The 13,910-nt window shown below is 44.8% G+C and carries 17 protein-coding genes, 1 tRNA gene, 1 pseudogene and 1 riboswitch; of the genes and pseudogenes, 10 read left to right on the forward strand and 9 right to left on the reverse strand.

Translation table 11 applies throughout. The annotated features are described in order from the left end of the window. Nucleotides 1-186: 186 nt before the first annotated feature. The 3 genes from SB847_RS01535 (at nucleotide 187) to spoVIF (ending at nucleotide 1,057) form a co-directional block, all read left to right on the forward strand. Entirely contained in the window at nucleotides 187-384 is a 198-nt protein-coding gene (locus SB847_RS01535; RefSeq protein WP_012117306.1) for a hypothetical protein, read from the forward strand. Between the two features lie 91 nt (nucleotides 385-475). After that, a complete protein-coding gene (locus SB847_RS01540; RefSeq protein WP_007610678.1) occupies nucleotides 476-637 on the forward strand; it encodes a YjcZ family sporulation protein in 162 nt (53 codons plus the stop codon). 165 nt (nucleotides 638-802) lie between these two features. After that, nucleotides 803-1,057 (forward strand): sporulation-specific transcription regulator SpoVIF, encoded by a 255-nt coding sequence (gene spoVIF / locus SB847_RS01545; RefSeq protein WP_003154986.1) that lies wholly within the window; start codon nucleotides 803-805, stop codon nucleotides 1,055-1,057. A 68-nt stretch (nucleotides 1,058-1,125) separates the two neighbouring features. Here the strand turns inward: spoVIF and SB847_RS01550 are convergent, their stop codons facing one another. Next, nucleotides 1,126-3,411: an ATP-dependent helicase gene (locus SB847_RS01550; protein ID WP_319465181.1), complete on the reverse strand. Its 2,286-nt coding sequence runs from the start codon at nucleotides 3,409-3,411 to the stop codon at nucleotides 1,126-1,128. A 120-nt stretch (nucleotides 3,412-3,531) separates the two neighbouring features. Between SB847_RS01550 and SB847_RS01555 the strand changes: the two genes are divergently transcribed. Beyond that, on the forward strand, nucleotides 3,532-3,786 hold the full coding sequence (locus SB847_RS01555; RefSeq protein ID WP_032874485.1) for a hypothetical protein: 255 nt from the start codon (nucleotides 3,532-3,534) through the stop codon (nucleotides 3,784-3,786). A 69-nt stretch (nucleotides 3,787-3,855) separates the two neighbouring features. Continuing rightward, nucleotides 3,856-4,605, forward strand: coding sequence for a subclass B1 metallo-beta-lactamase (bla, locus tag SB847_RS01560; protein WP_410562805.1), 750 nt, complete (start codon nucleotides 3,856-3,858; stop codon nucleotides 4,603-4,605). A gap of 41 nt (nucleotides 4,606-4,646) precedes the next feature. Here bla and SB847_RS01565 read toward each other — a convergent pair whose 3' ends face one another. The 6 genes from SB847_RS01565 to SB847_RS01590 all read right to left on the reverse strand — a co-directional run bounded on the left by SB847_RS01565 (nucleotide 4,647) and on the right by SB847_RS01590 (nucleotide 8,191). Beyond that, a complete protein-coding gene (locus SB847_RS01565; RefSeq protein WP_017417468.1) occupies nucleotides 4,647-5,369 on the reverse strand; it encodes an ABC transporter permease in 723 nt (240 codons plus the stop codon). Further along, nucleotides 5,362-6,099: an ABC transporter ATP-binding protein gene (locus SB847_RS01570; RefSeq protein ID WP_007409079.1), complete on the reverse strand. Its 738-nt coding sequence runs from the start codon at nucleotides 6,097-6,099 to the stop codon at nucleotides 5,362-5,364. Before SB847_RS01570 ends, SB847_RS01565 begins: the two co-directional genes overlap by 8 nt. After that, entirely contained in the window at nucleotides 6,100-6,333 is a 234-nt protein-coding gene (locus tag SB847_RS01575; protein WP_007409078.1) for an AbrB/MazE/SpoVT family DNA-binding domain-containing protein, read from the reverse strand. It abuts the gene before it with no gap. A 158-nt stretch (nucleotides 6,334-6,491) separates the two neighbouring features. Continuing rightward, nucleotides 6,492-6,923 (reverse strand): GNAT family N-acetyltransferase, encoded by a 432-nt coding sequence (locus tag SB847_RS01580; protein ID WP_174738480.1) that lies wholly within the window; start codon nucleotides 6,921-6,923, stop codon nucleotides 6,492-6,494. 4 nt (nucleotides 6,924-6,927) lie between these two features. After that, nucleotides 6,928-7,443, reverse strand: coding sequence for a YjcG family protein (locus SB847_RS01585; RefSeq protein ID WP_410562800.1), 516 nt, complete (start codon nucleotides 7,441-7,443; stop codon nucleotides 6,928-6,930). Nucleotides 7,444-7,468: 25 nt separating this feature from the next. Continuing rightward, nucleotides 7,469-8,191: an esterase family protein gene (locus SB847_RS01590; protein ID WP_410562797.1), complete on the reverse strand. Its 723-nt coding sequence runs from the start codon at nucleotides 8,189-8,191 to the stop codon at nucleotides 7,469-7,471. Nucleotides 8,192-8,365: 174 nt separating this feature from the next. Further along, nucleotides 8,366-8,491, forward strand: a riboswitch (SAM riboswitch). Nucleotides 8,492-8,560: 69 nt separating this feature from the next. On the opposite strand from SB847_RS01590, the gene SB847_RS01595 reads away from it, so the two are divergent. The 3 genes from SB847_RS01595 (at nucleotide 8,561) to SB847_RS01605 (ending at nucleotide 11,061) form a co-directional block, all read left to right on the forward strand. Then, nucleotides 8,561-9,682 carry a methionine biosynthesis PLP-dependent protein gene (locus SB847_RS01595; RefSeq protein WP_007610693.1) on the forward strand — a complete coding sequence of 374 codons (1,122 nt, stop codon included), beginning with the start codon at nucleotides 8,561-8,563 and terminating at the stop codon, nucleotides 9,680-9,682. Next, on the forward strand, nucleotides 9,675-10,850 hold the full coding sequence (gene metC / locus SB847_RS01600) for a cystathionine beta-lyase (protein WP_129192895.1): 1,176 nt from the start codon (nucleotides 9,675-9,677) through the stop codon (nucleotides 10,848-10,850). The genes SB847_RS01595 and metC overlap by 8 nt, the downstream gene beginning before the upstream one ends. A 138-nt stretch (nucleotides 10,851-10,988) precedes the next feature. Next, nucleotides 10,989-11,061 (forward strand) — tRNA-Val (locus SB847_RS01605). Between the two features lie 277 nt (nucleotides 11,062-11,338). On the opposite strand, the gene SB847_RS01610 is transcribed toward SB847_RS01605, so the two are convergent. Together SB847_RS01610 and SB847_RS01615 are read right to left on the reverse strand one after the other, a co-directional pair. Next, nucleotides 11,339-11,629, reverse strand: coding sequence for a contact-dependent growth inhibition system immunity protein (locus SB847_RS01610; RefSeq protein ID WP_015417243.1), 291 nt, complete (start codon nucleotides 11,627-11,629; stop codon nucleotides 11,339-11,341). 16 nt (nucleotides 11,630-11,645) lie between these two features. Continuing rightward, nucleotides 11,646-12,646, reverse strand: a pseudogene (locus tag SB847_RS01615) (RNase A-like domain-containing protein); the annotation flags it as partial. A 100-nt stretch (nucleotides 12,647-12,746) separates the two neighbouring features. On the opposite strand from SB847_RS01615, the gene SB847_RS01620 reads away from it, so the two are divergent. Continuing rightward, nucleotides 12,747-13,184, forward strand: a complete 438-nt coding sequence (locus tag SB847_RS01620; protein ID WP_044802827.1) for a hypothetical protein — start codon at nucleotides 12,747-12,749, stop codon at nucleotides 13,182-13,184. 81 nt (nucleotides 13,185-13,265) lie between these two features. Further along, nucleotides 13,266-13,904 carry an HIRAN domain-containing protein gene (locus SB847_RS01625; RefSeq protein WP_410562791.1) on the forward strand — a complete coding sequence of 213 codons (639 nt, stop codon included), beginning with the start codon at nucleotides 13,266-13,268 and terminating at the stop codon, nucleotides 13,902-13,904. Nucleotides 13,905-13,910: the final 6 nt, after the last annotated feature.

A 13,910-nucleotide genomic window follows, 5' to 3' on the forward strand; every position in this document is an offset into this window, starting at 1 on the left:
AACATTCTCCATACAAAACAACTGTGCATCAGCCTTACGAAAAAAAAATTAAGAAAAAAGGCTGCGGCTGCGGCCAAAAGAAAAAACCGAAATAGCCGTTCTCTAAAAAACCGGAGCTTCCGGTTTTTTTGTTTTTTGCCGAACGCCGGCCTCTGTTCGGCATAGATCATAGGAGGAGGGGATGTTATGAATATATTTGAATCATTCATAAACGGTAAATACCGCCGGCACAATCAAAACCAGCGGGAGCATGACAAATATATCTTATCTATTGAAAAACAGCTGTCTGAGTTTGATGAAGCGGGATCGCGCTTTGAGGAATGGATAGATGTGTTTGCCGCCGAAACAGAAGCAAAACTGAAGAAAAATGAGCATTCTCACTAAAATGAATGAAATCCGCACCGGCCCTATGCATTTATCCAAGCCAAACAAGTCGGCTCACATAGTGTATAGAGAGTAAAGGAGGTGCTTAGATATGGGATTCGGATATGGCGGATTCGGCGGCGGCTACGGCGGTTATGGCGGCTGCGGCGGATACGGAGGCGGCTATGTCGGAGGCGGATACGGCTCAACATTTGTTCTTGTTGTCGTATTGTTCATCCTTCTGATCATTGTCGGTGCATCCTTTTTTGGCTAAACCTTAGCAAGACCTTGGATAAGCGCGGGACCGTTCAGTCCCGTGCTTCCCTGATGTATGAAGGCGTATAGAGACGGGCACTCGGAATTTTTTCCTTGTCTTACGGGCACATGTTCCGCTCTTTATTCATACAATATCGTATTACTCCACAAAAGGAGGCACACCATGGATAATCAATTTTTCAAAAATATTGAGAAGAAAACAGGCGTCAGTATGAAGGATGTCATGAACCTTGCAGGATCATTGCAAAATGCCAATTTCAAAGATGAAAACACGGTGAGAGGCGTCATTCAGAAGGTGTCCCAGCTGGCTAACAAGCGTGTTCCGAAAGAATTGGAAGACAAAATCGTTCAATCTATTACAAGCGGTAAAGAGAAACTTGATTTTGGCACCATTTCTAAAATGCTGAACAATAAATAGGCGTCAGCCGGCCTTGCTAAAAAGGCCTTTTTATGTGAGAAGAACCCGGCAGTGATCTGCCGGGTTCTTTATATCCTGAGTGCGCTCCGTCTGTCCGTCCGAAGAAGGGGCTCGAGAAATCTTGAGCTGCGCGCTGTTTTTCCCCGCCTGTATGCGGGACAAGATACATATAAATGCTGCATGGCCCTTGTCATTGCGACATACAGAAGCCGTCTTTCTTCTTCGAGCGGAGCGGGATCGCCCTGTCTCGCCGTCTCAAGCGCGAAGTCATGGGGGATCGAGCCGTCAGCCGCGCCTAAAATATAGACCGTATTGAATTCAAGACCTTTAGAGCGATGAATGGTCAGCAGTTCGACGCCGTTTTCATCGGTTTTCAGATTCTCAGCGGCGCGCATATGATCGACATGCGCAAGAAAATCGGGAATGGTTTTGAATTTTTTGGCGGCCACTTTGACATCCCTGAGATCATCAGAGCCTTTTTCCAGTTTGTTCCCCTCATTGCCCCGTTTTTTTAAATACTCGGAAAAACCCATTTTGCTTTCTGCAAAGGTGATGGCTTCAACCGGCTTCATTGTCCGGATGCTTGCGAAAAACGGAACGATCTGCTTGATCTTCCCTATTTGAAAAGGCTTCAGGTCAGGCAGTTTCGTCAGGGCCTTAATCATCGTGCAATCTTCCGTGATTGACAGCGCCTTTAACGTTTGCAGGGCGGATTGCTTTAAAAATAAGGCGGGCAGCAGGTCTTTCACCGCATCCGGATCATCTTCATTCTGACTCGCATATAAGTAGGCGAGGATCTGGCGTACGATTCTGCGGCTGTAGAACGTCTGCACGCCCCGGTCGGCATGATAAGGAATCGATGATTGATGCAGTCTTTCATAAATGGCCCGTCCGGCGCTGTTTGTCCGGTAAAGCACGGCAAAATCGTCAGGACTCGCCCCGTTTTGAATTTTCTCTTTCATATCCGAAACGATCATGGTCGCTTCTTCTTCTTCATCGTAAGGATAAAACATCACGGGGTTGTGAACGCCGTCTTTGACGGCAGATAGTGTTTTTTCATACCGTTTTTTATTTTTCTTTACGACGGCATGAGCGCTTGAGACGATCGGATGCGGCGATCGGTAATTTGCCGTTAAGTAAATGGTCTTTGCTGCCGGATAATCCTTTTGAAAATCAAGAATGAAAGACGGGCTGCTGCCGCGGAACGCATAAATGGATTGGTCGTCATCACCCACGCAGCACAGGTTATTCTCAGGACTTGCGATCATTTGCATAATGTTGTACTGAACAGGGTTGATATCTTGAAACTCATCAATCAAGATATGAGAAAATCTGTTTTGGTACTGCGCGAGAATATCAGGCCGGCTTTGAAACAGTTCATAACAGCCTTGGGCCATGTCATCAAAATCAAATTGGTGTTTTTCCCGCTTCTGCCGTTCGTAATGTTCGTAGAGCCTGTACACTTTTTTCTCCCAGTCGTCCGCAAGCGGAATGGTCTCATGGGAGAGATACGTGTTTTTCCAGCAGCCGATAAGCTGAAGCGCCTGGTCGACGGGAAACTCTTTTTCATCCAAATTTTCTTCATAGAGCGCCTTTTTCACATATTGCTCTTTTTGCCACTCCATTTTTAAAAGCTGGCTGCCATTCCATTTTGAAGAATCATAATGATAGAGTATTTTATAGAAAAAGCTGTGGAACGTTCCGGTCACGAGACGGGAGACTTTTCCGGCTGCCAGACCGTACTCATTCGCCATCCGCTCTTTCATTTCGGCGACGGCTTTTGTCGTAAAGGTCACAAGCAGCATATTCTCGGGTGAAATGCCGAGGTGTTCAATCATATGGGCGGCGCGTGCTGTCAGCACCCTTGTTTTTCCGCTTCCCGCTCCGGCAAGCACTAATAAAGGCCCGTCCGTTTCAGTAACTGCCTTCATCTGTTCACGGTTCAGGCCGATGCCGGGGAACAAAGATGTATCAGCCGCCTCGGATGTTGGTGAAAACGGTTCGGCCGCAGGCACTTTTTTCGGGCTTTTCCATTCTGAGACGATCGGTTTCGGATTCTCTGAAATCGCTTTTCCTTTCGGCAGGCGGAACATGCCGGCTTCCTTATACTCTTCTTTTTCTTTCTCCGCTTGCGGTTCCTCGGCCGCGCATGCTTTTTCACAGGCGGTGAAGTCTCCCTTTTGCCGGTGATAAAATGCCGGCTGCTCTAAAATCGAAAGCCGCATCAAGACGGGCTGGTCACAATGTGCGCAAAAAATATTTCCTTTTTGAGCTTCTTCAAAAAGGAATTGGTAATGTTCTCTGGAATATGTATGTAAATGTATCGTTCGGTTATTCAGTCGGGCGCATTTCAAAAAGGGGTCCTCCCATTAAAAGGTGTTCATCCATTTGATAGACAAAGAATATCATAACAAAAGAACAGCGTTTCAAAAAGTAAGATTAAGGGAAATGAAAAGCGAAGGGGAGGGGTACATATGATTTATGCAGGACGGATTCAAAACCAGCAGTATTCTCAATACGCAAACCGGGCAGCGGGTTATAAGCCTGATTACGCCGGCATTACGAAAGCGGCCGCCCTCGCCAATGACAGGTTGTACAGAGAGGTGGAGCGCCGCCAGGAAAATACCGCAGCCGCAGAAAAGAAAGTACATGAGGAAAAACGTAAGCGCTCTCTTTCCCGTCTGCCGCAAATCATGGGAAAAGGCCGGCTGATAAATCAATACGTGTGAAAAAGCCCGGATATATCCGGGTTTTTTTTGGGTCGTATATATGAAAGATGCGGAAAGGAATGATTCAATTTGAGAAAGCTTTCATTATTGATTGCGGGGTTATTTCTATTCGGCCTCTTTACTGCCGGAATGAAACCGGCACACGCGGCGGAGGGCTCCGCAGCAAAAGATGTCACTCTCACACAGCTGGCGCCGCATGTCTGGATGCATACAAGCACCGGTACGGCAGACGGAAGTCCCGTCCCTGCGAACGGATTGCTTCTTGAGACTTCAAAAGGAATCGTACTGATTGATACTCCGTGGAATGACAGTCTCACAGAGCAATTAATGACACAAATAAAACAGCGGTTTCCCGGCAAAAGGATGACCGATGCCATTGTGACACACGCCCATGACGATCGTATCGGCGGTCTGAACACCCTGTACAAATACGGTGTAAAGGTGCACAGCACGAAGCTGACCGCCGACTTCGCCCGACAGCAGGGATTTGACCGGCCGCTCGGAGATTTGAAAAACGTGACAAAGCAGCAGTTTGGCGATATGAAAATTGAAACGTATTATCCGGGAAAAGGGCATACGGAAGACAATATTACCGTCTGGCTGCCTGAGGATAAGCTCTTATTCGGCGGATGCTTAATCAAGGCTTTAGAAACAAAGGAAATCGTGCCTACTCCGGGTTTTTATCCGGATCAGTGGCCGCGCGCCGTCCGCAAAGTCATGAAAAGATATCAGGACATCAGCATTGTCGTTCCGGGCCATGGCAGCCCGGGGGATGACCGTCTGCTGCCGCATACGATAAACCTTCTGAAAGAAACGTAATAAAGAAGACCGGCGCTCCCATTACGGAGTGCCGGCTTTTTTTATCTCTTCCTGATTTTCATAAAACTGAGGAAAGCAAGTGCAAGCGCCAAAACGGTATATCCCGCTATCGGCCAAATATGCTGATGAAAGGAAGAATAATCTCCGGATATGACTTCCTGAGCCAGCTCGATCGAGTGAATAAACGGTAAGGCATAAGCGATATGTTTGAATGTGTCACCGAGCAGGCTCACCTCCATCCAAGCCCCGCCCAGAAATTGCACGAGTGTAATATAAATCGTTCCGATACCTGAAATTTGTTTGTCCGTAAACACAGCCCCTAAACATAAACCGAAGAAAACGGACATCATCGCAATCGGCAGCAAGACAGCGATACCTGCGAGAAGATTCATCCACTCGGCGGATAAACCGGCAGCCGCTGCTGCGATAAAACAAATGACGATTTGTAAAATGGCTAACGGCAGCATCGGCAGTGCATAACCGATGACATAATCGGCTGTTTTTAAAGGGGAAGCAAACAAACGGGTCAAAAGGGCGGTCTGTTTGTCTTTTGCGATCAGCAATGCAGAGAACATCGTAAGGAAAGCGAAACCGAAAACAATGAGTCCGGGTGCTAAGTGCTGAATTTTAAAGGTATCAAGCGGCGCATTTTTTTCAATCGCCGTAAACAGAAACAATAGAATAACAGGCAGTGCGATTCCAAGGATAATAGACAGGGGGTCACGAAAAATTTCTTTGCGGTTGCGAATGGCGAAATCAAGCATAAAGACCCGCCTCCCCGTCACAAATCGCTAAAAAGGCATCTTCAAATGTGGCTGAATGAGTTTGCTTTTTCAAGGCCTCCGCCGTGCCCAGTGCTTTTAAAGTCCCATTTTCTAAAATGCAAATACGATCTGCCAGGGCTTCAGCCTCTTCTAAATAGTGTGTCGTTAAAATAATCGTCATGTCACCCTTTAATGCCTCAAGATTTTTCCACAACTCGCGGCGTGAACGGACGTCCAGCCCTAATGTCGGCTCATCTAAGAAATAAATATCCGGTTTTGTAATCATTCCCATTGCGATGCTGAGGCGGCGCTGCATTCCTCCTGATAATGTTTTTGTTTTTGCTCTTTCTTTCTCTTTTAATTGAAACAATTCGAGCATCTCATCTGTTCTTTTTTTTGCTTCTTTTTTTGGAATTCCGTAGACTCCGGCTATAAACTCTAAGTTTTCCCGTACGGTTAGATGAGGCGCGATAGCTGTTTCCTGCGGGGACATATTCAATTTCGGTTTTATTTTATCCAAATCAGTCAAAATACTGTGTCCAAGCACTGATGCATCACCGTCATCCGGAGAAAGGAGTCCGCAAAGCATACTGATTAATGTCGTTTTTCCGGCTCCGTTCTCACCGAGTAAAGCGAAAAATTCCCCTTTCTCAACTGAGAACTCAAGACGGTCAACGGCGGCGGTTTCTTTATAATGTTTCGTTAATTGCTTCAGCTCAATCGCGTGCATTTACTCATCCTCGCTATCTTCATCGATTTGCTTAGCGTTTAAAATATCTTTTGCAAATTCGAAAAAGAGTTCTTGTTTAACAAGTGCGATACCTTGCTGGTCATCCCCAAGCATAAGCAGTGAATCCCCCGGATTTATATCGAAAACATCTCTTGCTTCTTTAGGAATGACAATCTGTCCTTTTGTACCCACTTTAACAGTCCCGAATATGTGTTTTCCTTTTGGTGCCGTCATGTTTATCCCTCCGCAATATGAATTGTATTTTTTGTATGAATTGTAATACTTCGTATACTAAACATACATTAACCTTCCATAAAATGCAATAAAATTCATGAAATAGTATTATTTTCATAAAAAAAGCACTCCTGCTATAAACAGGAGTGCTTTTGATTTTATCGTTTGTGTTCCTTTATCATTTCCAGATGGGGGATGCCCGCATCGAGAAATTCTTCGCCGGATGTGACGCGGTATCCTTGTTTTTCGTAAAACGGAACCGCCTGCGTCTGTGCATGTAAGATAAAGCTGTCGGCGCCCTTGGCTGCCGCCGCTTTTTCAAGCGCCTGCATAATGATGGCTCCGACGCCTGAAGAACGATGGCTTTTCATCACGCAGATGCGCTCTAATTTTCCATGCCCGTCTTTCAAGCGCCATCTGCCGGCTCCGACCGGCTGGCCGCCGTCATATATGACTATATGCTCTGACGTGTCCTCGAATTGATCAATCTCTTCTTCTTCCGGAACGTGCTGTTCTTTAACAAAGACCTCTTTTCTGACGAAAAAAGCGTCGTTCAGCTGTTTTTCAGTTTTTGCGATGATGGATTCCAAACAGTTATTCTCCTCCGCCTAATAAAAATGTTTCGTACACAGTCCATGAGCCGTTATCCAGCTGATAGAGCAAGTGAAAACGGTCGATGACTTCTTCGTGGGAAATGTCCTGCATTTTCAGCTGTCCGAGTACGTCGGAATGTTCATCTGACGACAGCTTCTGGCCGACCGTGACATGCGGAACGAAGCTGTATTCCGGCTCGCCGGATAATGCTCCTGAGTAGCATTTCTCACTCAGAGATTTTAATTCCTCCGTCGGCTCCGCTTTCATATATATCACATTATTCACAGGAGAAAACGAGCTGTATTTTGTGATTTTCAGAACGAGCGGATGCGACTCTTTCGCCGTCTGTCTCAGCTGTGACACGACCTGCTCGATTTCCTGTTCTGTCGCTTCAAACGGATATCTTAGCGTCAGGTGCGGAGGAATGAGCGCGTAGCTCGGGTCGTAGCGTTTCCGGTACGAATTTGCGAGATCCTGTAATTTTTTTGATGGAAATAAAACAACACCGTATTTCATGAAAGTTCCCTCCTTAAATGAATGGTTACAGCATTTTTTTCAGCGCCGGCGTGATGAGCGGCTGCCAGTAGGTCCATTTATGATCCCCGTCGAAGGTTTCATACGTGTATTCAGACTGTTTGCTTTCCAGCAGCTGTTTGAGCTCTTCGTTCGGCACGGTGAAATCAAGAACCTGGCCGTCTGTCGTGTGAACGCCGGTTTCTTTTTCTCCGATTTGATGATAAACGGAAATCTGTTTGAGATCCTCCGACTGCCGGACGGCATCCAGCACGTGCCCGTCAACATACGGAGACTGCATGATGACGTTTCCAAACATGTTCGGATAGTCAATCGCCGTCATGAGCGAAACGGTTCCGCCGAGGGAATCCCCGATCATGGTGCGGCCGTATCCGACTTGATAAGTCGGGTATTCTTTGTCGATAAAAGGAACGAGCTCATTTGCGATAAATCGCTTATATGAGGCGAATTTAGAGCCTTCTGGATGGTATGTGTTTCTTCGCTCCTGCACATTTTTATAAGGGACGCCGATAATGATGCAGCGGTCAATTTCCCCTTTTGACATAAGCTCTTCCGCCTGCCGCCCGATTCTCCCTAATCTGAAATAATCATGGCCGTCCTGAGCGATGACCGTATGATATTTATACAGGGGGGAGAAGGTGGCGGGCAGGTAGACCAAAACGGTCATTTCCTCTTCAAGCTCATGGGAGAAAAGTTTTTTCTCGTGAATGATTCCGTTTTTTGATGCCACATCGCATTCCTCCAGGCCGCTTCTTGTCTTGATGGTTTTTTCCTATTGTACCATGAATTATTAGAAATTTCTTTCTTCAGATGCACTTCTTGCGAGAGTTCAGATAAATAAAAAGTTATTGAAATTCATTTTATAGTGCGTTAATATAGAACAATCAGAAAATACAAAACAATATTCTTATCACGAGAGGTGGAGGGACTGGCCCTTTGAAACCTCAGCAACCGGTTTGCTTTGCCGCGGGAAGGCAAAGTGCCAAGGTGCTAAATCCAGCAAGCGATTCACATGCTTGGAAGATAAGAGGAAGAGAAAAGCTCCTTCTTCTTATGAAGAGGGGGCTTTTTTATTTTTGAAAAAGGATGGTGCTTACTGATGACGCAGCATGTTGATACAAAATTAGCCCAAATCGGAAATAGAAGCGAAGAAGCAACGGGAACGGTCAGTCCGCCGATTTATCTGTCCACCGCTTACCGCCATAGAGGAATAGGAGAATCTACAGGTTTTGATTACGTGCGCACGAAAAACCCGACACGCCAGCTCGTCGAAGACGCCATCGCCGTGTTGGAAAACGGTGCGAGAGGATTTGCCTTCAGCTCGGGAATGGCAGCCATTCAAACCATTATGGCGTTGTTTAAAAGCGGGGATGAATTGATTGTATCCTCCGATTTATACGGAGGCACGTACCGTTTGTTTGAAAACGAATGGAGAAAATACGGCTTAAGCTTTATTTACGATGATTTCAGCGATGAAGACTGTTTACGCTCCAAAATAACGGAAAATACGAAAGCGGTATTTGTTGAAACACCGACAAACCCGTTAATGCAGGAGGCGGACATTGAAAAAATCGCCCGGATTACGAAAGAAGCCGGCCTGCTTTTAATTGTGGATAATACGTTTTATACCCCGGTGCTACAGCGCCCGCTTGAACTGGGAGCGGACATCGTCATTCACAGCGCCACAAAATATTTAGCGGGGCACAATGATCTCCTTGCCGGTCTGGCTGTCGTTAAGGATGAAGAGCTCGGCGAGATCATGTTTAATCACCAAAATGCGATCGGCGCGGTTCTCCCGCCGTTTGATTCGTGGCTTTTAATGAGAGGGATGAAAACACTCGGACTCAGAATGCGCCGTCATGAAGAAAACGCCCGTGAACTTGCAGAATTTTTAGAACAGGAAGAAGAAATCGCCGACGTGTTATATCCCGGAAAAGGGGGGATGCTGTCTTTCCGGCTGCAAAAAGAGGAATGGGTCAATCCGTTTTTAAAGGCGCTGAAAACGATCTGTTTCGCAGAAAGTCTCGGCGGGGTGGAAAGCTTTATTACATACCCCGCGACACAGACGCACATGGACATTCCGGAAGACATCCGTATCGCAAACGGTGTCTGCAACCGTCTGCTGAGATTTTCAGTGGGCATTGAACATGCAGAAGATTTGAAGCGGGATGTAAAGCAGGCATTACAGCAAGTAAAAGAGGGGGCCGTGTCATATGAGTAATCACAATTGGACGCTGGAAACCCAGCTCGTGCACAATCCATTTAAAACAGACGGAGCCACCGGAGCCGTCAGCGTCCCGATCCAGCATGCTTCCACATTCCATCAGTCTTCATTTGAAGAATTCGGGACATATGACTACAGCCGCTCAGGCACACCGACAAGAACAGCGCTTGAAGAAACGATCGCAGGTCTTGAAGGCGGAACGAGAGGATTTGCTTTCAGCTCCGGAATGGCGGCGATTTCGACGGCGTTTCTGCTCTTATCCCAAGGCGACCATGTTCTCGTCACGGAGGATGTGTACGGCGGAACATTCCGCATGGTGACTGAGGTTCTGTCCCGTTTCGGGATCGAACATACCTTTGTCGATATGACGGACACAGAAGCTGTCGCCCGCGCCATCCGGCCGAATACGAAAGCCATCTATATGGAAACACCGTCAAACCCGACGCTCGGCATCACGGATATTAAGGGCGTCGTCAAACTGGCAAAGGATCACGGCTGTCTGACATACCTTGACAATACTTTCATGACGCCTGCTCTGCAGCGTCCGCTTGATCTCGGCGTAGATATCGTGCTCCACAGCGCGACGAAATTTTTAAGCGGCCACAGCGATGTGCTGTCAGGCCTTGCCGCCGTAAAGGATGAAGAGCTCGGCAATCAGTTGTATAAGCTGCAAAATTCATTTGGAGCGGTGCTCGGCGTTCAGGACTGCTGGCTCGTATTGAGAGGCTTAAAAACATTGCAGGTCAGACTGGAAAAAGCGAGCCGGACGGCTGAGCGGCTGGCTGCCTATTTTAACGGGCATCCTGCCATCAAAAACGTTTACTATCCCGGCCTTGCCGGACACCCGGGAGCTGATACCCATAAACGTCAAGCGAGCGGAGCGGGCGCCGTCCTGTCTTTTGAATTGGAAAGCAAAGAAGCCGTCAAAAAGCTGGTCGAAAACGTATCGCTTCCGGTATTTGCCGTCAGCCTCGGCGCCGTCGAGTCCATTCTCTCATACCCTGCAGCCATGTCGCATGCCGCCATGCCGAAAGCAGAGAGGGAGAAACGCGGCATCACAGACGGCCTTCTGCGCCTGAGCGTAGGAGTCGAAAACGCCGAAGATTTAGAACGGGACTTCGAACAGGCATTGAAAAAAATAACTCCCGCCCAAGTGAGATCATAAACGAAAAGGGCGCCGTCAATTTTATGACGCGCCCTTTTTTTATTTTAGATAAAAAAAGTGTTGACGAATGAGAAACCAGGATATATAATTATAAATGTCAGAGAGACAACAACATACCCAGCAACACATACATATCATGATTCCGTAGCTCAGCTGGGAGAGCGCTACCTTGACAGGGTAGAGGTCGCTGGTTCGAGCCCAGTCGGAATCATAGCCGAAACCCTTGCGTAGCAAGGGTTTTTTACTTTCTCTTAATATAGCCGGTTTATCAAATTCGCAAGTTGTTGGCGAACTTGATTTTTTGGCTCGAAATTTATGGTCCGTATCTCTTTTTTGGGTCAAAATTGTTGAAAAGTTCAGCTGGTGATGCGTCAAGTAGATCCAAACCGCACTGTCGGTATTGCATTTCTATCCCGATAAAAAAGGCCAAAAAATCGGTATCAATATAAAAAGGCCCTCTCATAAAAGGGGGGCCTTCAGTGTTTCTTTTAAATAGCTTCTTTTAGTTGTTCTATTACACTTTTTAACCATTCTATAGGCGGTAAGCCAATTGTCGGGAAATATATTTCTGCATTACACTTTATAATGTCTTCCTTTTCTTCTTTAGTTAGATCGCTATTTAGAAACTCTTCGCAATACTTTACTGTAAATAGCAAACCTTCTTTACTAATTTCCTCAATAAATTCGTCTAAGGCGTGTTCAGGGGATTGGATATCTTGATGAAATGTTGCACCTAAAAAATTTTCTAATTCATCTAAGAAATCATACCTTTCATCCATGATACTTCCTCTCTTTCTATTTGGTTGGATATCCTGTAAGAATAAAGTTACCGTTATTATCTTTTTTGAGTATAATTTTTGCGTTTGTAACGTTTTCTACTAGTTCTGAATTTCTTGATACACTTCTGCCGATTATTTCTCCATCGCCCTTGTATCTTAACATTAATTTAGGTTTTTTAGGATTATCAATCCAATTTTCGATTTTCTTTATATTTTTTGGATCGTTTAAAACTGAATTAGCAATTCTTTCAGCGGTCTATCTTTAAAAGTAGATGAAGCTGTAATATGTGGGTTGGGATCAGTTTTCAGCCTTTCTATTAATTCTTTATCTGTTTTCCCAACATGTCTTTCTATAAGGTGTCCGCCTTTTGCTTCGTGAGCAGCTAAACCCCCGCCCGGTGCGAGAGGGGTACTATCACCTTGTTTGACATTACCTATGCCCGTGCTGTTAGAGGTTTCAGATTTTCTAAGAACACTCTCTTTCTGATCTTCAATAATACTTTTCAACAAAGGCGTATTCTTCACATTGTGAGTATTTTCAATATCCTGTGCTATTCCGGCAACCGCGGGTTCGTACTTATTTTTCGAAACGGAATTGATATAGTCTTTTCCTTTTTCAATCCCGGTTTTTACATGTTTTGCAGCTGCTGTTTTACCGGCTTCCAAGACGTTATCCACTTTTGCGGCACCTGTTTTGGCGAGCTTGCTTGATACTTTTACAGCTGAGCCGGAACCTTTGAGCCCGACAATGCTCCCGATGGCGTAGGTGATGTAATGTGATCTTGAATACGCATCTCCGTTAACCATTTTATCATTCCATGAATCCGCCAGGTTTGTCCATATGATTTTTGCGTAGGAGGGCGTGTTCAATACAGCCGATATGGTTTTAGCGACTTTTTGTTCATCAGAGAGATGGTAAAAATCCCATGCGCCGACAGCCAGATCTTTGACGCCTGTTATGGTGTCTTTCCCGACATCATAAAGGCCGACGCCTATTCCTTTGACGATATCCCAAGATCTAGCTATATCATGAAGAATACAGATAAATCAAGAAGCATTACTAGGCTCTTTCTCTTTTATTTCCAATATAGTATAATTTGGAAAAGAAGGAGAGGGAATGAAAAAGCTAATCTTTTTGGCTGTAATTTGCATTGGTTTTATATTGAGTATTAACACACCAAGTGCTGAGGCGAAGCTTACATTAGACTATAAAAATGTGAATTTTCACATGAGTAAGGATTCAGAGAGTTTTTCAATGGCAGATTATTTTGATCGGAATTATGATCGCACTTGGCTCTTCTACAAATTAACAATTAGCAATGCTGAAGGGTGTACTCTAAATATGAAAATCAGTAGGATAACTCTTGCTGGCTGGGTATTTCCACGTAGTGAGAAGCAGTTTGTAGGGAACTATGCTGACTATACTGCTACAGATCGAGTAGAGGGAGATGCTAATCGTAATCATATGTTAGAGATTACAAAGAATCCAGGCTGCGGAGATGTGTGGATTAAAGGTATTTATGGATTTGAACATGAAGATTCATTTGATTGGTAAGCTTAATACATAGTCAAGGTATATCCTTGACCTTTTTTATATGATGATAATTTAAAGTTTATTTCAAATGGAGGGGTACATTTGGGTATACTCAACTTTTTCAAGAATAAAGTTAAAAATGAACAAAATGAGAATAAAAATAATAATATTAACACTGTTGGCGTTAATAACGAAACAGAGATGGTATGGAAAAAAGAAAATTTCCCAATCTTGATTCAAGAGACAGGCTTCTCAAGGAAATATGAAGAAAAGTCTGCATTTTTCGAGTATATAGACTTCAAGGTTGCAGGAACATCACACTATCAAAAAGATATTAAGAAAGCCATCAAGACTGAGGATGAAGATAGCTTTTTCTTCGATGAAAAATATGATGGTATGACAAATAAAGAGATTCTAGAATCAACTTTTGATGAGCCGATATTTATTTATCATAATTCCCTTTTCTCAAATTGTGAATTGCGGTTAGAAGAGAACAACAAGTACGATCCGGAAGCTATAGCTGTCTATGTAAATGATTGCAAAGTAGGACATGTTCCTCGAAAGAATTTTCAAGAAGGCAAGAAATACATTTACGATCAGTTAAAGAGTGGTATAAGGCACCCGATATCAGCAAGTTTGTATGGAGGGAAGTATAAAGTTAACCGTGATGATACAAAGATTGAAACAGGTGAAATAGATTATAAAATTGAGTGTCAAATAGTGATTAAAACAGACAAATAGACAATA

Origin of the sequence: Bacillus sp. SIMBA_026, assembly GCF_046535335.1 — a bacterium.
Lineage (GTDB): Bacteria > Bacillota > Bacilli > Bacillales > Bacillaceae > Bacillus > Bacillus velezensis.

Coding starts and splice junctions, on each gene's coding strand:
- SB847_RS01620 (WP_044802827.1), top strand. CDS start 12,747: ATGAAAAAGCTAATCTTTTTGGCTGTAATTTGCATTGGTTTTATATTG.
- SB847_RS01595 (WP_007610693.1), top strand. CDS start 8,561: ATGACGCAGCATGTTGATACAAAATTAGCCCAAATCGGAAATAGAAGC.
- spoVIF (WP_003154986.1), top strand. CDS start 803: ATGGATAATCAATTTTTCAAAAATATTGAGAAGAAAACAGGCGTCAGT.
- SB847_RS01540 (WP_007610678.1), top strand. CDS start 476: ATGGGATTCGGATATGGCGGATTCGGCGGCGGCTACGGCGGTTATGGC.
- SB847_RS01570 (WP_007409079.1), bottom strand. CDS start 6,099: ATGCACGCGATTGAGCTGAAGCAATTAACGAAACATTATAAAGAAACC.
- SB847_RS01565 (WP_017417468.1), bottom strand. CDS start 5,369: ATGCTTGATTTCGCCATTCGCAACCGCAAAGAAATTTTTCGTGACCCC.
- SB847_RS01555 (WP_032874485.1), top strand. CDS start 3,532: ATGATTTATGCAGGACGGATTCAAAACCAGCAGTATTCTCAATACGCA.
- SB847_RS01585 (WP_410562800.1), bottom strand. CDS start 7,443: ATGAAATACGGTGTTGTTTTATTTCCATCAAAAAAATTACAGGATCTC.
- SB847_RS01610 (WP_015417243.1), bottom strand. CDS start 11,629: ATGGATGAAAGGTATGATTTCTTAGATGAATTAGAAAATTTTTTAGGT.
- SB847_RS01575 (WP_007409078.1), bottom strand. CDS start 6,333: ATGACGGCACCAAAAGGAAAACACATATTCGGGACTGTTAAAGTGGGT.
- SB847_RS01535 (WP_012117306.1), top strand. CDS start 187: ATGAATATATTTGAATCATTCATAAACGGTAAATACCGCCGGCACAAT.
- metC (WP_129192895.1), top strand. CDS start 9,675: ATGAGTAATCACAATTGGACGCTGGAAACCCAGCTCGTGCACAATCCA.